Genomic DNA, 17,273 nt, shown 5'->3' on the forward strand with positions numbered 1-17,273 from the left:
GCGACATCTAGACTGAAGAAAAGAAACTGAACGGGAGACCCATGGGCAGCATCGCCGACGAACTGACATCAATCCTGGGGGCGGGGAAAGTCCTCCGGGACGAGGCCGCACTCGCCTTGTACGCGGTGGACCAGGCACCCGTGCTGGCCTACCGGCTGCCCGCCGCGGTGGTCCTGGCGGAGACAGTCGATGACGTCCAGGCCACCGTCAAAGCCTGCGCGGCCCGGAATGTGCCGCTGGTGCCCCGCGGGGCCGGGACTGGAGTCTCGGGAGGCGCCCATGCCAGTGAGGGCTGTGTTGTTCTTGGCCTGGAACGGATGAACCGCATTCTGGAGCTCAAGGCGGATGACGAGACCGCCGTCGTCGAACCCGGCGTCATCAACGCCGACCTGAACGACGCCGCCGCGGCGCACGGGCTCATGTTCGCTCCGGACCCGGCAAGCTTCAGGATATCCACCGTCGGCGGGAACGTGGCCACCAACGCCGGCGGCCTACGGTGCGCGAAGTACGGCGTGACCCGGGACTCTGTGCTGGCACTGGACGTGGTGCTCGCGGACGGATCGCTCCTGCACACCGGCCACCAGACGTTCAAGGGCGTGGCCGGCTACGACCTGACCGGGCTGTTCGTGGGTTCGGAGGGCACGCTGGGCATCGTGGTCGGCGCGACGGTCCGGCTGAAGTACCTGCCCCGTGAGGTGCACACCATCGCAGCGTTCTACCCTGATTTCCGGCAGGCGGCGACCGGTGTGCTCGCCGTCGGAAGGGCCCGCGTGCAGCCGGCCATCATGGAACTGCTCGACGGCGGGTCGCTGGCCCAGCTTGATGAGCTGTACGGCTCGGATCTCGCGTCGCGGGGAGCTTCACTGCTCCTGGTCCAGACGGACGGCTTCGGGGCGGCGGCCGAGGCCGACGTCGTGCGGGAGGTCCTGGCGGCCGGTGGTGCCGTGGTCACCACTGAGGCGAGCGCGGAGGCGGAACAGCTGGTGGAACTGCGGCGCAACAGCAGGGGCGTGGAGGTGGATGACCAGTACCGTGTGGGCGAGGACGTTGCCGTGCCGCGCTCCAGGCTGGTGGACTATGTGGAGGCGCTGGAAACGCTGGCCGGGGTCCACGACGTCAGCCTGAAAGTCGTGGCTCATGCCGGCGACGGCAACCTGCACCCGACGTTCTGGATTGACCGCGTGAACGACGAGGTGGACACCGCCGCCGTGCGCCGCCTGAACACGGCGCTCGACGCGTCCATCGTGGCGGCACTGGAAATGGGCGGAACCATCACGGGCGAGCACGGCGTGGGGCAGTACAAGCTGCGCTGGCTGGGCCTGGAACAGCCCGAGCCGCTACGGGAACTGCAGCGCCGGGTCAAGGACCTCTTCGATCCCGCGGGCATCCTGAACCCTGGCAAGGCGATCTAGGGCAGGTCGACTAAAGCCGGGCCAAAGGCCGCCCAGTAAACTCAGTCGTCGGCGTCGGGATACTCGTCCTCGGTCTCATCGGCCCCGTACCGCGACTCCTCGGTCTCCACGGCGAGGATCTTCAGCATCTCCGTGTCCGGGTTCAGCATGATGGCGGCCTCGTCGCGGCGGTGGCGCAGGATCGAGTCGATGTAGGACTGGACGGCCTCGGCCAGGGGGATGTGCCGTTCCTGCTTTTCGGACATGTACCAGCGGTGCTCCAGCACCTCGTGCACGGCTTCGGCCGGTTCGAGCTTTCCGGAGAGGTCGCGGGGGATGGAACGGACGATCGGCTCGAAGATCTGGCTGACCCACAGGTGCGCGCTGTATTCCTCGTCCATCTCCGGGTTGTTGTCGGCCCGGAAGGAGTCCATGTCGTTGAGCAGGCGCCGGGCCTGGTTCTCCTGGGCGTCGAGGCCGGTCAGGCGCAGCAGGCGGCGCATGTGGTGGCCGGCGTCGACGACCTTCGGCTGCAACTGGATGGTGGAGCCGTTCTGCGTGGTCTTGATCGCGTACTCTTCGACGTCGAAGCCGAGCTCGTTGAGCCGGCGGATGCGGGCGCCGACGCGCCAGCGCTCGCCGAGTTCGAAGGATTCCTTGGCGGTCAGCTCCGTCCACAGGCGCCGGTAGCTTTCCATGATGAGTTCGCTGGTGGCCACGGGGTCCACCTTCTCCTCGATCAGGCCGCCGTCGAGAAGGTCCATGAGTTCGCCGGCGATGTTGACGCGGGCGATCTCCAGGTCGTACTCGCGCTGCCCCGTGGAGAGGTCCGGGTACAGTTCGCCGGTTTCGGCGTCCACCAGGTAGGCGGCGAAGGCGCCTGCGTCCCGGCGGAACAGGGTGTTGGAGAGCGAGACGTCGCCCCAGTAGAAGCCGATGAGGTGCAGCCGGACCAGCAGCAGCGCCTGGGCGTCGATGAGCCGGGTGAGCGTGTCCTTGCGCAGCATCTGGGAGAAGAGCGCGCGGTACGGCATGGAAAACTTCAGGTGGCGGGTCACGAGGACCGGGTTCAGGGGGCGCCCGTCGGGGGTGGTGCGGCCGGTGATGACTGCCACGGGCTCCACGCAGGGCACGTCCAGACGCGCGAGCTTGCGGAGCATGTGGTACTCGTGGCGGGCCACGTGCTCGGACGTTTCCTTGATGGCGATGACGGAGCCGCCGAGGTGGGCGAACCGCACGATGTGCCGGGAGATACCGCGGGGGAGCGCGGCCAGGTTTTCCGCCGGCCAGTCTTCGAGCGCTATATGCCAGGGCAGGTCGAGGAGCTCGGGGTCGGCGGCAGCGGCCGTGATGTTGAGGTTGCTTGCGACCGAGGCTGCCTTGTCGTCATTGGCGCTGGCCGCTTCGAACCGCGGCAGCTTGCCGATCTGCCCGTAGTCGGTGGGTTCATCGTGCCACTGCGCGTTGCGTTCCTCGGTCATGGGTCAATTCTTCCGTATTTTGCGGGGGGTGCCTAAAAGGGGGCAGCGGTTAAAGCCCGACGGCGGCCCTCCGGTTGGGGAGGACCGCCGCCAAGGTTTTGGTTGGGAGAGGGACTAGTCGCCCAGGCGTTCGCCGGTCTTGGTGTCGAACAGGTGCACGTGGCCAGACTGCGGGCGGACCCAGATGGACTCGCCCTTCATCGGGGGACGGCGGCCGTCGACGCGGGCCACGATGTCGTGGGTCTTGCCGTCCAGCGTGGTGTGGCCGTAGACGTATGCGTCGGCGCCAAGTTCCTCGACGACGTCGACCTCAACCTGGATGCCTTCGCCCTGGGCTGCGGTCTCGAGGTCTTCGGGCCGGCTGCCCAGGGTGACTGTGGCGCCGTGGGCCTCTTCGAGGATGTTGCGCGGCACCGGGTACACCGTGCCGCCAAACTGGACGCCGCCGTCGACCACGGGAAGTTCCAGCAGGTTCATGGCGGGGGAGCCGATGAAGCCGGCCACGAAGACGTTCTTGGGGCGGTCGTACAGGTTGCGCGGGGTGTCCACCTGCATCAGCAGGCCGTCCTTGAGCACAGCAACGCGGTCGCCCATGGTCATGGCCTCGACCTGGTCGTGGGTCACGTAAACGGTGGTGACGCCCAGGCGGCGGGTGAGGGAAGCGATCTGGGTGCGGGTCTGGACACGGAGCTTGGCGTCCAGGTTGGAGAGCGGCTCGTCCATGAGGAAGACCTGGGGGTTACGGACGATGGCGCGGCCCATGGCAACACGCTGGCGCTGACCGCCGGAGAGTGCCTTCGGCTTGCGGTCGAGGTACTGCTCAAGGTCGAGGAGCTTTGCAGCTTCGCGGACGCGCTCGGCGCGCTCTTCCTTGCTCACACCGGCGATCTTGAGGGCGAAGCCCATGTTGTCCGCCACAGTCATGTGCGGGTACAGGGCGTAGTTCTGGAAAACCATCGCGATGTCGCGGTCCTTCGGCGGAACGTCGGTGACGTCGCGGTCGCCAATGAGGATCCGGCCGGCGTTGACGTCCTCGAGGCCTGCGAGCATGCGCAGGGAGGTGGACTTACCGCAACCGGAGGGTCCAACGAGGACCAGGAATTCGCCGTCGGCGATTTCGATGTTGAGCTTGTCAACAGCGGGCTTTTCTGTGCCCGGGTACAGACGCGTAGCGTTGTCAAAAGTAACTGTTGCCACAGTTATCAATCCCTTCACCGGCAGGTACGTGCCGGACGATCCGTAGTGAATGGTTCATGTAATTCAGTTGTGCCCTACATGATGACTCCTCGGCCTGGGGCCGAGGAGCATCCAGTGACGCCGCACGGTTCCTGTGCGCCACATCACAAACAAGAGTATGTCAGATTTATCGCGAATCGGACAAAATGTTACGAGTGTCACATATGAGATGCGGCACAAAGGCGTTTATGCGGGAGTAACGGCCTTCCGGCGTTCCCGCAGCAGCGCCTCGAGGAGTTCGGCGATATGGACCGGGGCCTCCACCCGGAACTGTGCCTGCGTGAAGTCAAGGCCCACCTTCACGCCGACGTCGTGCTGCCCCAGGCGGGCCAGGGCGTCCTCGTCGGTGGTGTCGTCGCCGGCGAACAGTACTCCGGTGGCTCCGGTGGCCTGGCGGAGGAAGTCGACGCCTTCACCCTTGGATGCATGTACCACGGACGTTTCCAGGACGCGCTTGCCGTTCTTGAGATAGACGCCCTGGCGGTCCTGGAGTGCGGCGCGGGCGGCCGCGACGGCATCCTCTGCAACGTCGTCCGCCGCCAGCCGTGTGTGCAGCACAACGCCGGCGGGCTTTTCCTCCAGGACGGTGCCTGGGGCGAGTTCCACGATCTCCGTCAGGATGCCCCGGACCTCGTCGAGAAGCGAAAGCTGCTCGGGGTCGAGGGTCAGCGGCGCCGAACCCGGACCCAGCCACGCCTCGGCGCCGTGGCTCCCGATCAGCAGGGTCTCCTCCGGCGGGGAGGCGACCGCCCGCAGACTGTCCAGTGCCCTCCCGGAGATAAGTGCCGTCGTCGTACGCGGAAGGGAACTCAGTTCGGCGAAGGCGGCAGCCGAGCGGGGGAGTGGGCGCGCGTCCCCGGCGTGGTCCACGATGGGGGAGATGGTGCCGTCAAAGTCCATGGCCACCAGCAGATGGTCCGTGCCTGCGATGCGGCGCACCGCGTCCAGCAGTTCGGGGGACAGCGTCAGCCGGGTACTGCCCGTTTCGCCGGTGGTGTGCTCTGCGTCAGGAGTCATCGCGGATCACCTTCTCCTTGAGGGCGTTCAGGAAGTCGGCCGACCAGTGGTCGACGTCGTGGTCCAGGATCTGCTTGCGCATGGCGCGCATGCGGCGGGCAGACTCCCTGGGGGACATCTTCACCGCCCGCATCACGGCGTCTTTCAGGCCGTCGATGTCGTGCGGGTTCATCAGCAGGGCCTGCTTGAGCTGGTCTGCGGCGCCGGCGAATTCGCTGAGCACCAGGGCGCCGTCATTGTTGGTGCGGGCCGTGACGTACTCCTTGGCGACGAGGTTCATGCCGTCGCGCAGGGCCGTGACCAGCATGACGTCCGCCGCCAGGTAGAGGGCCACCATCTCTTCCACCGGATAGCTGTGGTGCAGGTAGCGGACGGCCGTATTCTCGATGGTGTCGTAGGTGCCGTTGATGTGGCCCACGGTGCCCTCGACCTCCTCACGCAGGAGCCGGTACTGCTCCACGCGCTCGCGGCTGGGGCTGGCAACCTGGATCAGCGTCGCATCGCCCACCTTGAGCTGGCCCTCATTCAGGAGCTCCTCGTACGCCTTGAGTCGGTGGCCGATGCCCTTCGTGTAGTCCAGCCGGTCCACGCCCAGCAGGATGGTCTTGGGGTTGCCGAGGTCCTGCCGGATCTGGCGGGCGCGTTCGATGATCTCGGGCTTCTGGGCCAGTTCAGTGATGTGCTGGACATCGATGGAAATGGGGAAGGCCTGGGCACGGGCGATGTGCGTGAGATCGCCGGCGGTGTCCTTGACGTGGACCTGCTGCTGCTTGACGCTGGCGCCGAGGAAGCGCCGGGCCGAACGCATGAAGTTGCCGGCGTCGCTGCTGCGCTGAAAGCCCACCAGGTCAGCCCCCAGCAGCCCGTCGATGATGGCCTGGCGCCAGGGGAGCTGGGCGAAGATTTCCGGCGGCGGGAAGGGGATGTGGTTGAAGAACCCGATCTTCAGGTCCGGCCGCGCCTGGCGCAGCATCCGCGGCACCAGCTGGAGCTGGTAGTCCTGCACCCAGACGGTTGCGCCTTCATCGGCAGTACGGACGACGGCGTCGGCGAACCTTCTGTTCACCGTGCGGTAGGCGTCCCACCAGGTTCTGTGGAACTCCGGCGGCGCGATGACATCGTGGTACAGGGGCCACAGCGTCGCATTGGAGAACCCTTCGTAATACAGCTCAACGTCATCGCTGCTGAGCTGGACCGGCACAAGGTCCATGCCGCCGTGGCTGAACGGCTCCACTGTCTCATCCGCGGCACCGTGCCAGCCCACCCAGGCGCCGTCGGTCCGGGTCATCATGGGAGCAAGTGCGGTCACCAGGCCGCCCGGGGAGCGCCGCCAGCCGGAGCCGTCATCGCCGGGCTCACCGGGCGCGCAGCGGTCCACCGGCAGGCGGTTGGAGACCACCATGAAGTCGTACTTGGTGGCGTCCTTCGTCCCGTCCTTGGTGGCGTCCGAGCTGCCGCCGGGCACCGCCGAGCTTTCCGTTTTTGTGTCGGATTTGTCGCTTACGGCTCCGTGCATTGGGGCTCCCTGAGGTTGCTTGTGACTCTCATCAACCCTATCGGGCCGGAATCTTAGGGGCCATTCGTCCGTTGGGCAGGCTGGAACGAATACTTGAAAGCGCAAGCTCCAGGGTTCTCCCCTAAACTGGGGGAGTTGCCCCTGGTGGCCCGCACTTGTCCGTACGACACGAGGAACTAATGAGCCCCGCAAACGAACCCCGCAAGTCCAAAGCAGAGCGCACGGCCGAGGCCCGCGAGAAAGCCCGCGAAATCCGGGAGGCGCAGCTTAAGAAGGACAAGCGGAACAAACTGCTCATTGGCTGGGGAATCGTGGTCGCCGTCGTGGCCATCCTTGCCGTCGTCGCGCTGGTGGTGACCACCAGCCTCAAGAGCAACGCCCCGGTGGCGGACCAGGGCCCCACTCCCGCCAACGGCAACGTCCACGGCGGCGTCACCCTGCTCAAGGGCGCCGAAGTGGCAAAGTCCGCCGCCGCCAACGTGAACGTCGCAGACATTCCCTCGCCGGCAGCCTCGGCGCCTGCAACCGTCACGGCGCCCGGCGCGGAAGCCGAAAAGGGCAAGCCGGTGAAGGTCGTCCTATACATCGACTTCATCTGCCCCGTCTGCAAGAACTTCGAGGCGACGTACAACAAGACCCTGACGAAACTCCGTGACGAAGGCAAGATCACCGTGGAGTACCGGGCCCTGGGCTTCCTGGACAGCCGCTCCACCACCAACTACTCCTCGCGTGCGGCCAACGCCGCTGCATGCGTGGTGAACGAATCCCCGGAGAAGTACTCGGCGTTTGTGGACACCCTGTTCGCTAACCAGCCAGCCGAGGGCAGCGCCGGGCTCTCCGACGACGAGCTGAAGAAGCTGGCCACGGACGTCGGCGCCAAGAGCATCGACTCCTGCGTCGAGAACAAGACGTACCGTCCCTGGGTCAAGTACACCACCCAGGAAGCCGCAGCCATTGGCGTGAGCGGTACGCCGACTGTCCTCGTGGACGGCAAGCAGTGGGGCAAGGGCGACAGCGCCCAGACCGAATTCCCGGCCTTCGTTGAGGCGGCCATCAAGGCCAAGGCCTAGGCGTTCATTCTGGGCGGTGGCCCGGCGTCCGGATTTTCCGGATACCGGGCCACCTTTCCTTTTAGGCGCACGTCTGTTTTTACGGGCGGGCTGTCCTTGGGCTAACCTTATCTAGCGCCATAGCGGCGCCTGCCCTGACGGGCACGCCTCCTTAGCTCAGTTGGCCAGAGCACCGCTCTTGTAAAGCGGGGGTCGTCGGTTCGAATCCGACAGGGGGCTCCCATTTTTTCCTTAGACCTGCGGTTTAGTACTCGCGTACAGTTCCACCGAAAATCTTCGGCCCGGTGGTGTCGGTGGAGACCTTCAGCACCGACGAGGAGGCCATCACCCGGTCCAACGAAACCGTTTATGGGCTTGCCGCCTCGGTGTGGACCACGAACGCCGCCCGCTCACTGTCCGTCCCGGCAGGCTCGACTTCGGCACCGTCTGGGTCAATTCGCACCTGGTCATCGCCAACGAAGTGCCCTGGGGCGGCTTCAAGGGCTCCGGCTACGGCCGCGACCTCTCCATCTATGCCCTGGAGGACTTCTCCCGCACCAAGCACGTCATGTACAACCGCGGCTGAGACCAGTCCCACAGGGCCGCAAGCCTCTCCGTTCCGGCGCTTCGCCGGGACGGAGGGGCTTCCCTCGTGCAGACGACGTTGCGGTTAGTCCGCGTCAATCTCCTCCAGCAAGTCCTTTGCGGCCTTGCGGATGTCGTCGTGGTCGTACTGCGCCGCCCGGCTCTCCAGCGAAATAATGGCGCAGCGGTGGACCTTCTTAAGGTCCCCGAAAGGAAAACTCACGCTGCCCTTGGTGCCCTCGGATTTCTCCTTATCAATGCCGAGATGCCACTTCGAGAACTCGTCGAAGCCGTGCTTGTCGATAAAGGAGTTCTCGTCGTCCGCTGACGGCGCGTGTTCACTCCAGTCATCACGGACATCCCGCTCCACCTTCCCCTTCTTCACGAGGCTGCGTGCGTGCTCCAGTGCCTTGCGGTTCAGTTTCGTCGCCATGTGGTGCCTCCGCCTGCTGGGTGGTCAAATCCAGGAACAGCTCAAGGCTAGGACCGACGACGGCGCTCCCGCCAGTCCCCGCGGTTTGGCCCAGGCCCCGTTGGACCCCGTCCCGGTGGCTCCATGAATGGGCAACCTGGGCACATGGTTTAACTGTTTGGAGACGCGGCCGAAACGAGTCCACAACACTGGCCACATAGCTTTGCGCCATGACCATCGCAGAGTTGCTCACCCGGATGCGTGCGGCGCTCGCGGACGCCCTGCTCTTCCCGCCGGTTCCTGCCACCGCCGAGCAGGCCAGCGACGCCCTTCAGGAGGTCACGCGGTGGGCGTGGCTGCCTCCGCTCAGCGGGGTCGCGTTCGGGGGCGACCACGTGCTGAGGACGCATGGAAATGCCGCCAGCCAGGCGGCGGATCAGGCGGAAATGATCAATTAGTGTCGCCTTGGCCACACTATTCTTGACGTTGCCGCTTTATGACCTAAACTGCTTCACTGAGGTGCCTGAATGGCGCTGTGCAGCAACGAAAGTGAACAACGCTATGGCTACCGATTACGACGCCCCACGCAAGACAGAAGAAGAGTCTCCCTCCGAATCACTGGAGGCACTCCAGGCGTCCCGCGGCGGCGGTGCCCAGACCGCCGTCATCGACCTCGACGAGAACGACACCGCCGAGGGCATCGACCTTCCGGGCGCCGATCTGTCCAACGAGGAACTGACGGTCATCGTCGTTCCCGAGCAGTCCGATGAGTTCACCTGTGGCTCCTGCTTCCTGGTCCGTCACCGGTCCCAGGTAGCAAAGGAAAAGAACGGCCTGAAGTACTGCCACGACTGCGAAGGCTAAAACTGCCACACGCAGACCTGCTTTGCAGCCAGGCAGCCTTCATAGCCAGGCAGCCGCCAGAGCAAAGCCACGCGAGGCGCCGGCTCCCCACGGGGAGGCCGGCGCCTCGCTTTTTCCCCACCAACGCCGTTATCCCTGGTAACGGAAACGTGGAGAAAGGGCCACGAACGTCTCTCGACGCCTTGAAAAGTACGCCGCGAATTACGGCCTCGTGACCCGTAATTCGCAAGGCTAACGGTTGCGCCCCGAACCGGCCACAACCCTCGTATAGGGCGTTTGGCGCTCCTACTCTGGAGGTATCCAACCACTCACCCGAAAGGGGTGGCCAAATGAAAAGAATTCCCGCCTGGCTCACAGTCATCCTCATGGCTGTTGGGCTCGGCCTGCTGGCTCCGGGCTCCGCCTCGGCAGCCTCCTACTGCGGGCAGGTGTGGGGCTCGCTGGCGAAGGCGGACCGGACCATGAGCACCGCAGCCGTCACCAACGTCCGCTCGGGGCAGCACTACTGCTTCGACCGCCTCGTGATCGACCTCAAGGGCAAAGCCAAAGGCTACAACGTCCGCTACGTTTCCGAGGTGGCCCAGGAAGGCTCCGGCCAGCCGCTCAAGCTCCGCGGCGGGGCGTTCCTGCAGCTCACCATCAACTCGCCGGCATATGACAATGCCACCGGCAAGGCCACCTTCATTCCGGCCAACCGGTCCGAGGTGACCAACGTGTCCGGGTACCACACGTTCCGGCAGGTGGCGTGGGCCGGCAGCTTCGAGGGCTACACCACCCTTGGCCTGGGCGTCCGCGCCCGGCTGCCATTCAAGGTGTACACGCTGGACGGCCCCGGATCCGGCTCCCGGCTCGTCGTCGACGTCGCCCACTACTGGTGAGTTGCCTGAGATAGGAGAGCTGGGCAGCTGACGGGACAAGGGGGTCCCTGAGACGCTGGTTGGCTCCAATGAGAGCAGCGATGCCCCGCCTCCCGGTCCGGGAGGCGGGGCATCGCCGCATTCACAGTGGTGTTATTCGGGCACCACCAGCGCGGGGGTGTCCTGGCGGATCGTGTCGCCGCGGAAGTAGCCGGGCCGCAGCCGCGCCATCACCAGCATGACGACGATCCCCAGGGCTAGGATTCCGACGCCCAGCACGAACACGAGCCCCACACCGAAGATCTCCGAACCGCTGCCGAACTCGGGGGCCCAGCTGTCCGCGGCCGTCTGGATGAAGACGATGGTGAGGACCAGTCCGCCCACCATGGGGAACAGCAGCCGCATAAAGAAGTTGCGGACGCTGGAGAACAGGCTGTGCCGGAAGTACCACGTGCAGGCGAATGCCGTGAGGCCGTAGTAGAAGCAGATCATCAGGCCCAGCGCCAGGATGGTGTCGTTGAGGACGTTCTCGCTGACCACCTTCATGACGGCGTAGAAGCCGCCGGAGATCCCGCCCGCGATAAGCGTGGCGAAGCCGGGGGACCCAAAGCGCTTGCTGACCGACGCGAAACGCGGCGGCAGGGCGCCGTAGTGACCCATCGCCAGCAGGCTGCGTGCCGGGGAGGCCATGGTGGACTGCAGGGACGAGGCGGTGCCGGAGAGCACGGCGAGCGACATCAGGATGGCCAGCGGACCCATCACCGGCGAGGCCAGCGCAGCGAAGATATTCGACTGGTTGTCCGGGTTGTTCAGGCCGATGCCGTCGGCGCCGGTGCCGGCCACCATCATGGTGGCCACGATCACGGCGAGGTAGAGGGCCAGGACCGCGACCGCCGTCGTCGTTCCCGCCTTGCCTGCCGTGCCCCTGCCGCCCTTGGTTTCCTCATTCACGGTCAGGCACACGTCCCAGCCCCAGTAGACGAAGACGGCGAGCGACATGCCGGCGGTGAACTGCTCGAAGCTCTCGATCTTGGCGGGGTTGAACCAGTCCCAACTGAACGCGAGGGACGGACCGGCGTCGCCGGATGCTGCGTGCGTGAGCGCCATGACGATGAAGACACCCAAGACCAGGATCTGGAAACCGACCATGCTGTACTGCACGAGCTTGGTGGCGTGCAGGCCCCGGTAGCTGACCCAGACGGCGAGAGCCACGAACGCGAGGCAGGTGGCAATATTGACTGCCGTGTTGGAGGTCAGGTCCGCGAGTTCGGGGTTGTTGAACACCTGCGCCAGGAAGAGGTAGAAGAAGTCCACCGCGACGCCTGCCAGATTGGACAAAACGATGATGTTGGCGGCGAGCAGACCCCAGCCGCCCATCCAGCCGACGAACGGGCCGAACGCTTTTGTCGCCCAGGTGAACGTGGTGCCGCTGTCCGGGGAGTCGGCGTTGAGCTCGCGGTAGGCGAACGCCACCAGGATCATTGGGATGAACGCGACGATAAAGATCGCTGGCAGCTGCACTCCCACGGCCCCGACGGCGGGCCCCAGCGAACTGGTGAGGCTGTAGGCCGGAGCCACCGAGGAAATACCCAGGACGACGACGGCAAGGAGGCCCAGCTGCCCGCCCTTGAGGCCCTTCCCGGTGATGCCGTGCGTTGCTTCGCCGGCCGGGGAAGCGCTCTTCCCGCCGGGCTGGATGCTCTCATGCGTGGTTTGGCTCATGACTGGCCCTTTCTAGATGGCAGCGGGCTGCTGCTGGGTGATGCAGTGAATGCCCCCACCGCGGGCGAAGAGTTCGCGGGCATCGATGCCCACCACCTTGCGCCCGGGATACGCATCCGCGAGGGTGCGGAGTGCCTTCTCGTCGTTGGGGTCGGAGAACGTGCAGGCGATGACTCCGCCATTGACCACCACATGGTTGATGTAGCTGTAGTCGACGAAGCCCTCCGGATCCGCCAGGGCAACGGGCGCCGGGACTTCGATGATGGACCATTCCCGGCCCGCAGCATCCGCAGTGGAGGACAGGAAGCTGATGATTTCGCGGCTCACCTCATAGTCCGGGTGGGCGGGGTTCTGCTGGGAATGGACCAGCAGGGTGCCCGGGGACGGGATGGCGGCAACGATATCGACGTGCCCGCGCGTTCCGAACCGCTGTGAGTCACGGGTGAGCCCGCGCGGCAGCCAGATCACCTTTTTGGCGCCGATGGTCCTGGCCAATTCGGCCTCGACGTCGGCCTTGCTGAGTCCGGGATTGCGGCCAGGATCAAGCTGCACCGTTTCGGTGACCAGGACCGTGCCCTCGCCGTCCACCTGGATTCCGCCGCCCTCGTTAACCAGTTCGGACACGAGGTGCCGGGCGTTGGACCGGCCGGCCACCTCGGCGGCGACCAGCGAGTCCTTGTCCCACTGCGCCCAGTCTTGGGCGCCCCAGCCGTTGAAAACCCAGTCCACGGCGCCCAGGGCGCCGTTTCCGTCCAGGACAAACGTCGGGCCGATGTCGCGCATCCAGGCGTCGTTGAGTTCCGCCGTCAGCACCTCGACGGCGGGGGACAGATAGCGTGCGGCGGTCCCGACGTCGGACGGGTCCACCACCATGGTGACCGGTTCAAACTCGACGGCGGCGTTCGCGACGGCGGACCAGACGGACCGGGCGGCGTGCGCCGCCTCCGCGGTGTCGCCGAGGGTGTAGCCGCCGGTGGGGAAGGCCATCCAGAGCCGCTCCTGGCGCGCCGTCTCGGCCGGCATGCGCCACCTGCTCACGCGTTTACTCCGGCGGTTGAACTTGGGGCCACAAGTGCCTCCGGCGTGCCAAACGGTTCCTCGGGGCGGACCGGTTCAGTGAGCCGGGCGTAGGTATCGGGGCGGCGGGTGGTCAGGAACGGGAACAGCGTCAGCCAGTCCTTGCGCTGGTCGAGGTCGAGGTCGGCCACGAGGACCGCCGACTCGTCACGGGGCGCCTGGACCAGGATGCGGCCGTAAGGGTCCGAGATGAAGGAGGATCCGTAGAAGTTCAGGCTGCCCTCCTGGCCCCAGCGGTTCGGGACCACCATGAACAGGCCGTTGGCGATGCCGTTGCCCACGATCACCTGCTGCCACAGCGGCTGGGTGTCAAAGTCCGGGAACAGCGGCTCGGAACCGATCGCCGTCGGGTACACCAGCAGTTCGGCGCCGCCGAGGGAGTACATGCGGGCCAGTTCGGGGAACCACTCGTCCCAGCAGGTGGGCATGCCCAGCCGGGCGTTGCCGAGCTCAGCCGGGGCGTGGACCTGGTAGGCGTCCTCCGCGGCAGGACCTTGGCGGAAGAACTTGTCCTCGTAGTATCCGGCGGTCACCGGAATGTGCAGCTTGTGCGTGCGGGCCAGGAGTTCGCCGGTCGGGGACACGAGGATGGAGGTGTTCAGGCCCAGGCCGTCATCCGAGCCGTCCGGGTTGCCGGCGCGTTGGTAGAGCGATGCGTGGACGGTGATGCCGTTCCGGCGGGCGGCCTCGGCGGCAAAGCGGAACGTGGGGCCGGTCAGCAGGTCCTCCGCGGCGTCGGAGGGGCGCGGCCGGTCCTGGCCCTCCCGTGCGAGGTCATTTTCCGGAACCTGGTCTGCCGGGTAGCGGGAGAGGGTGAGCTCGGGCAAGAACACCACGGTGGCACCCAGCCGGGCGGCCTGGTCGATGCCGTCGTTGAGTTCCGCGCGGAGTGCGGCGGCGCTGCTGTGCCAGCGGTGCTGCACAACGCCCACCCGTAAGGCGGGACGGCCGGACGGCGCTGTCCGGGCGAGGGAAGCAGGCGCGTTGAGGCAGGTTATTTCGATCATGATGATGATTACTCCAGTGAGACGAGCGTCACTAAATGAATGACGTTCATTTAGTATGCACGTGCAGCGTGGGTGTGGCAAGGGCATTTTGAATGCGGATCATTTATGACCCGCAAAGTAGTAAGTAAGCTGATCGTGAAATTCGGGTGCAGGCGCTCCCCGAGCCGGGGCGGCTGCGGTAGCGTCGGAACCACTGGACTAATCGAGGAGGATTCATGAAGGCTTCACCGACACTGACCAACAACATGCAGGCCGTCCTGACGGACCTGATCGAATTGCACATCCAGGGCAAGCAGGCGCACTGGAACATTGTTGGAACCAACTTCAGGGATCTGCATCTTCAGCTCGACGAGATCGTGGACGCCGCTCGGGCCTTTGCCGACGACATCGCGGAGCGCATGCGCGCCCTGCACGCCCTGCCGGACGGCCGCAGCGCCACCGTGGCGAAGTCGACCCACCTTCCCCAGTTCCCCGACGGGCTGATCAACACCAAGGATGCGATCGACCGCATTGTGGCAGCGCTCGAAGCGGCCGTAGGCACCATGCGCAAGGTCCATGACGAGGTGGATGAGGAAGACCCCACAACCGCAGACCTGCTGCACACCTTCATCGAAAAGCTCGAGCAGTATGCGTGGATGGTTGGCGCCGAGAACATGAAGGCGTCGGCCAGCGTCACGCACCCTGACAGCAAGTAGCCGACCAGCGGGATATGCCGCGCCGACGGCAACGGACAGCCCCGGAGAACTTTCTCCAGGGCTGTCCGTTTCTGTGGCAGTTACTGCCCGTGCGGTGCCAGGTGCCGCGTGCGGCTACTTCGCTGGCGGGACGCGGCGAAGTGCGACGGCGGCGAGCACCGACGCTCCTGCCATCAGGACCAGCGCGATCGCCGCGGTGATGTGGACGCCGGAATCGAAGGCGGCCCGGGCCGCCGCCGTGAGCCCCTCGGCCAGCGGGGCCGGGAGTGACCCGGCGAGCTCCATGGCCCCCGCCAGGGTCTCCCTGGCCTGGTCCGCCGACTCTGCCGGCACTGCCTGGGCAACGGTCTCCGGCAGGGCGAGATGCTGCTGGTATGACGCGGTCAGGATGGACCCCAGGATGGCTGTCCCGAGGAGTGAGCCCACTTCGTAGCCGGTCTCCGAAATGGCTGCAGCTGCGCCGGATTTTTCCGCCGGCACGGCGCCCAGAATCAGATCGTTCGAGATAGTCTCGGCAGAACCCACACCCAGCGCCAGAATGAGGAGGGCGGCCAGCAGCGCGGCGGGCCCGGCGTCGTGATCCCCAAACGCCACGATGCAGTAACCGGCGGCGCCCAGCGCCAGTCCCGCGGCCACCACAAAGCCCGGCCGGACCTTCCGGACCAGCGGAACCACGAGCAAACCCGCCACCACGGTGGCCGTCAGGGCCGGCAGCATGGCGGTGCCCGACTCCGACGGTGACATGCCCTCGAGCAGCTGCAGGTGCTGGGCCAGAAACAGGATGAAGCCGTTATAGGAGAACAGCGCCAGGATGTTTGCCGTGATCGCCGTGCTGAACACGCGGTTCCTGAACAGCGACATGTCCAGGAGGGGGGATGCGAGGGCCTGCTGGCGGCGGACAAACACGAGTCCCATGGCCAGGCCAAACGCCAGAACTCCGAACGACGTCAGGCGGGGTCCATGGGTGGCCAGTTCCTTGATGCCGTAGACCACCGGCACCATGGCCAGCATTGACAGTGCCACGCTGGCCAGATCCACGCGGCCCGGATTCGGATCCCTGGATTCCGGAATGAGGAAGCGGCCAAGAATCAGCGGCGGCAGCATAATGGGCACGGCCACGAGCAGGACGGCGCCCCACCAGAAGTGCTCCACCAGCCAGCCGCCAAAGATCGGCCCCAGCGCTGCGCCGCCGGAGAACCCTGCGGCCCAGATGGCCACGGCCAGCCTCCGCCTGCCCGGCTCCCGGAAGACGTTGCGGATCAGTGACAGCGTAGATGGCATGAGCATGGCGCCGAAGAATCCGAGGGCCGCTCGGCCGGCAATGAGCCATTCGGCGCTCGGGGCGAAGGCCGACGCCGCGGAGACCACCGCAAAGCCCGAAATTCCAACCAGCAGCAGCCGACGGCGCCCGATCCTGTCGCCGAGGCTGCCCATGGCAACGAGGAGTCCGGCGAGGACCAGGGCGTAGGCATCCACCACCCACAAAAGCTGCACGCCTGAGGGGTCGAGGCTGCGGGCGATCGCGGGAAGGGCGAACGTCAGTGCAGTGTTGTCCACGGCCACCAGGAGGACCGGGAACATGAGCAGGGCCAGGGCGAACCAGTCGCGCACGCCGCCCCCGCTGGCCTGATTTGCGGAAGTGTGCTCCGGGCGAAGGGTTGAGTGCAGGGTCATGAAATAACTATACCGTCCAGACGGTACAGTTATAAACCCTGGGTTGGAACCGGCATGATGGAAGCCATGCCCAGAAAACCGGTCGCCCGCGGCGCAGTGCTCGATGCGTTTGAATCCCTCCTGATCGAGGTGGGGGAGCGCGCCGCCACCCTTGATGCCGTGGCCGCCCGTGCCGGCGTCTCCAAGGGTGGGCTCCTGTACCACTTTCCGAACAAGGAAGCGCTGATCGGTGTCCTGCTGGACCGCCTCGAGGAGTTCGCGGAAGCGGATGCCCAGGCCATGGCTGCAGCTCCCGAGGGTGCGGCAGCCTACTTCATCAAATCGTCCGTCTGGGCGGACACCCCGCTGGACCGTGCCATCGTGGCTGCGACGAGGCTTGCCGAGGTGGCGCACGAGGAGACGCGGCGCCGGTTCGCCCACATCCAGCAGCGGTGGCTGGATGAGATCGCCCGCGACGTCGGGCCGGGCCTGGCCAAGGCGGTCCTGTACATGGGTGACGGGCTCTACTTCAACGCCATGCTGTCCGTCGGGCCGGCGGCGACGCCATCCGAGACGGCGGCTGACGTCGAAAGCCTTCTTGCCGCTCTTGACCGGCTCAGGGGGTAGGCCGGGTCCGGGCGTCGCTCCTCAGGCGGCGTTCCGACGATTCCGGTAGGCGCCTGTCACTGCGGCCGGCCGATCGCGTCGCCA

At 66.0% G+C, this 17,273-nt stretch carries 17 protein-coding genes, 1 tRNA gene and 1 pseudogene; 10 read left to right on the plus strand and 9 right to left on the minus strand.

What is annotated here, in order from left to right:
- Nucleotides 1-41: 41 nt before the first annotated feature.
- Complete coding sequence (locus QFZ23_RS05210; protein WP_306921019.1) at nucleotides 42-1,412, plus strand: FAD-binding oxidoreductase; 1,371 nt, start codon at nucleotides 42-44, stop codon at nucleotides 1,410-1,412.
- 41 nt (nucleotides 1,413-1,453) lie between these two features.
- On the opposite strand, the gene QFZ23_RS05215 is transcribed toward QFZ23_RS05210, so the two are convergent.
- The 4 genes from QFZ23_RS05215 to otsA all read right to left on the minus strand — a co-directional run bounded on the left by QFZ23_RS05215 (nucleotide 1,454) and on the right by otsA (nucleotide 6,641).
- Nucleotides 1,454-2,872, minus strand: coding sequence for a DUF4032 domain-containing protein (locus QFZ23_RS05215; protein ID WP_306921021.1), 1,419 nt, complete (start codon nucleotides 2,870-2,872; stop codon nucleotides 1,454-1,456).
- A gap of 114 nt (nucleotides 2,873-2,986) precedes the next feature.
- Nucleotides 2,987-4,069, minus strand: a complete 1,083-nt coding sequence (locus QFZ23_RS05220; RefSeq protein ID WP_306921023.1) for an ABC transporter ATP-binding protein — start codon at nucleotides 4,067-4,069, stop codon at nucleotides 2,987-2,989.
- Nucleotides 4,070-4,294: 225 nt separating this feature from the next.
- Nucleotides 4,295-5,125, minus strand: coding sequence for a trehalose-phosphatase (otsB, locus tag QFZ23_RS05225; RefSeq protein ID WP_306921024.1), 831 nt, complete (start codon nucleotides 5,123-5,125; stop codon nucleotides 4,295-4,297).
- A complete protein-coding gene (gene otsA / locus QFZ23_RS05230; protein WP_373427846.1) occupies nucleotides 5,115-6,641 on the minus strand; it encodes an alpha,alpha-trehalose-phosphate synthase (UDP-forming) in 1,527 nt (508 codons plus the stop codon). The genes otsB and otsA overlap by 11 nt, the downstream gene beginning before the upstream one ends.
- Before the next feature lie 179 nt (nucleotides 6,642-6,820).
- On the opposite strand from otsA, the gene QFZ23_RS05235 reads away from it, so the two are divergent.
- The 4 genes and pseudogenes from QFZ23_RS05235 to QFZ23_RS05250 all read left to right on the plus strand — a co-directional run bounded on the left by QFZ23_RS05235 (nucleotide 6,821) and on the right by QFZ23_RS05250 (nucleotide 8,276).
- A complete protein-coding gene (locus QFZ23_RS05235; RefSeq protein ID WP_306921026.1) occupies nucleotides 6,821-7,711 on the plus strand; it encodes a DsbA family protein in 891 nt (296 codons plus the stop codon).
- A gap of 145 nt (nucleotides 7,712-7,856) precedes the next feature.
- Nucleotides 7,857-7,930: transfer RNA gene (locus QFZ23_RS05240), tRNA-Thr, on the plus strand.
- 74 nt (nucleotides 7,931-8,004) lie between these two features.
- Nucleotides 8,005-8,052: pseudogene (locus QFZ23_RS05245) on the plus strand (hypothetical protein); the annotation flags it as partial.
- A 26-nt stretch (nucleotides 8,053-8,078) separates the two neighbouring features.
- Complete coding sequence (locus QFZ23_RS05250; protein ID WP_306921028.1) at nucleotides 8,079-8,276, plus strand: aldehyde dehydrogenase family protein; 198 nt, start codon at nucleotides 8,079-8,081, stop codon at nucleotides 8,274-8,276.
- An 84-nt stretch (nucleotides 8,277-8,360) separates the two neighbouring features.
- Here the strand turns inward: QFZ23_RS05250 and QFZ23_RS05255 are convergent, their stop codons facing one another.
- Nucleotides 8,361-8,708 (minus strand): hypothetical protein, encoded by a 348-nt coding sequence (locus tag QFZ23_RS05255; protein WP_306921030.1) that lies wholly within the window; start codon nucleotides 8,706-8,708, stop codon nucleotides 8,361-8,363.
- Between the two features lie 209 nt (nucleotides 8,709-8,917).
- On the opposite strand from QFZ23_RS05255, the gene QFZ23_RS05260 reads away from it, so the two are divergent.
- The 3 genes from QFZ23_RS05260 to QFZ23_RS05270 all read left to right on the plus strand — a co-directional run bounded on the left by QFZ23_RS05260 (nucleotide 8,918) and on the right by QFZ23_RS05270 (nucleotide 10,429).
- Nucleotides 8,918-9,145 carry a hypothetical protein gene (locus tag QFZ23_RS05260; RefSeq protein ID WP_306921031.1) on the plus strand — a complete coding sequence of 76 codons (228 nt, stop codon included), beginning with the start codon at nucleotides 8,918-8,920 and terminating at the stop codon, nucleotides 9,143-9,145.
- A 103-nt stretch (nucleotides 9,146-9,248) separates the two neighbouring features.
- Nucleotides 9,249-9,551, plus strand: coding sequence for a DUF4193 domain-containing protein (locus tag QFZ23_RS05265; RefSeq protein WP_306921033.1), 303 nt, complete (start codon nucleotides 9,249-9,251; stop codon nucleotides 9,549-9,551).
- A gap of 329 nt (nucleotides 9,552-9,880) precedes the next feature.
- Complete coding sequence (locus tag QFZ23_RS05270; RefSeq protein WP_306921035.1) at nucleotides 9,881-10,429, plus strand: AMIN-like domain-containing (lipo)protein; 549 nt, start codon at nucleotides 9,881-9,883, stop codon at nucleotides 10,427-10,429.
- 132 nt (nucleotides 10,430-10,561) lie between these two features.
- Here QFZ23_RS05270 and QFZ23_RS05275 read toward each other — a convergent pair whose 3' ends face one another.
- From QFZ23_RS05275 to QFZ23_RS05285, 3 genes are read right to left on the minus strand one after another with little or no spacing between them, the layout of a single operon-like run.
- Nucleotides 10,562-12,130 (minus strand): APC family permease, encoded by a 1,569-nt coding sequence (locus QFZ23_RS05275; RefSeq protein WP_306921038.1) that lies wholly within the window; start codon nucleotides 12,128-12,130, stop codon nucleotides 10,562-10,564.
- A 12-nt stretch (nucleotides 12,131-12,142) separates the two neighbouring features.
- Nucleotides 12,143-13,168, minus strand: coding sequence for an agmatine deiminase family protein (locus QFZ23_RS05280; protein WP_306921039.1), 1,026 nt, complete (start codon nucleotides 13,166-13,168; stop codon nucleotides 12,143-12,145).
- Nucleotides 13,165-14,214, minus strand: coding sequence for a nitrilase-related carbon-nitrogen hydrolase (locus QFZ23_RS05285; protein ID WP_306921041.1), 1,050 nt, complete (start codon nucleotides 14,212-14,214; stop codon nucleotides 13,165-13,167). The genes QFZ23_RS05280 and QFZ23_RS05285 overlap by 4 nt, the downstream gene beginning before the upstream one ends.
- 215 nt (nucleotides 14,215-14,429) lie before the next feature.
- Here QFZ23_RS05285 and QFZ23_RS05290 point away from each other — a divergent pair, with 215 nt between their 5' ends.
- The gene (locus QFZ23_RS05290) at nucleotides 14,430-14,909 is read left to right on the plus strand and encodes a Dps family protein (RefSeq protein WP_306921042.1); all 480 of its coding nucleotides are present in this window, start codon (nucleotides 14,430-14,432) and stop codon (nucleotides 14,907-14,909) included.
- 114 nt (nucleotides 14,910-15,023) lie between these two features.
- Here the strand turns inward: QFZ23_RS05290 and QFZ23_RS05295 are convergent, their stop codons facing one another.
- Nucleotides 15,024-16,583, minus strand: coding sequence for an MFS transporter (locus QFZ23_RS05295; protein ID WP_306921044.1), 1,560 nt, complete (start codon nucleotides 16,581-16,583; stop codon nucleotides 15,024-15,026).
- Nucleotides 16,584-16,649: 66 nt separating this feature from the next.
- On the opposite strand from QFZ23_RS05295, the gene QFZ23_RS05300 reads away from it, so the two are divergent.
- On the plus strand, nucleotides 16,650-17,189 hold the full coding sequence (locus QFZ23_RS05300; protein ID WP_306921046.1) for a TetR/AcrR family transcriptional regulator: 540 nt from the start codon (nucleotides 16,650-16,652) through the stop codon (nucleotides 17,187-17,189).
- The last annotated feature ends 84 nt before the right edge of the window (nucleotides 17,190-17,273 follow it).

The organism is Arthrobacter globiformis, assembly GCF_030818015.1.
GTDB classification, from domain to species: domain Bacteria; phylum Actinomycetota; class Actinomycetes; order Actinomycetales; family Micrococcaceae; genus Arthrobacter; species Arthrobacter globiformis_C.

What these genes read in the sequence shown, in the direction of transcription:
- QFZ23_RS05295 (WP_306921044.1), bottom strand. Translation starts at nt 16,583, where the DNA reads ATGACCCTGCACTCAACCCTTCGCCCGGAGCACACTTCCGCAAATCAG.
- QFZ23_RS05265 (WP_306921033.1), top strand. Translation starts at nt 9,249, where the DNA reads ATGGCTACCGATTACGACGCCCCACGCAAGACAGAAGAAGAGTCTCCC.
- QFZ23_RS05255 (WP_306921030.1), bottom strand. Translation starts at nt 8,708, where the DNA reads ATGGCGACGAAACTGAACCGCAAGGCACTGGAGCACGCACGCAGCCTC.
- QFZ23_RS05275 (WP_306921038.1), bottom strand. Translation starts at nt 12,130, where the DNA reads ATGAGCCAAACCACGCATGAGAGCATCCAGCCCGGCGGGAAGAGCGCT.
- otsA (WP_373427846.1), bottom strand. Translation starts at nt 6,641, where the DNA reads ATGCACGGAGCCGTAAGCGACAAATCCGACACAAAAACGGAAAGCTCG.
- QFZ23_RS05290 (WP_306921042.1), top strand. Translation starts at nt 14,430, where the DNA reads ATGAAGGCTTCACCGACACTGACCAACAACATGCAGGCCGTCCTGACG.
- QFZ23_RS05215 (WP_306921021.1), bottom strand. Translation starts at nt 2,872, where the DNA reads ATGACCGAGGAACGCAACGCGCAGTGGCACGATGAACCCACCGACTAC.
- QFZ23_RS05260 (WP_306921031.1), top strand. Translation starts at nt 8,918, where the DNA reads ATGACCATCGCAGAGTTGCTCACCCGGATGCGTGCGGCGCTCGCGGAC.
- otsB (WP_306921024.1), bottom strand. Translation starts at nt 5,125, where the DNA reads ATGACTCCTGACGCAGAGCACACCACCGGCGAAACGGGCAGTACCCGG.
- QFZ23_RS05235 (WP_306921026.1), top strand. Translation starts at nt 6,821, where the DNA reads ATGAGCCCCGCAAACGAACCCCGCAAGTCCAAAGCAGAGCGCACGGCC.
- QFZ23_RS05270 (WP_306921035.1), top strand. Translation starts at nt 9,881, where the DNA reads ATGAAAAGAATTCCCGCCTGGCTCACAGTCATCCTCATGGCTGTTGGG.
- QFZ23_RS05285 (WP_306921041.1), bottom strand. Translation starts at nt 14,214, where the DNA reads ATGATCGAAATAACCTGCCTCAACGCGCCTGCTTCCCTCGCCCGGACA.
- QFZ23_RS05210 (WP_306921019.1), top strand. Translation starts at nt 42, where the DNA reads ATGGGCAGCATCGCCGACGAACTGACATCAATCCTGGGGGCGGGGAAA.
- QFZ23_RS05300 (WP_306921046.1), top strand. Translation starts at nt 16,650, where the DNA reads ATGCCCAGAAAACCGGTCGCCCGCGGCGCAGTGCTCGATGCGTTTGAA.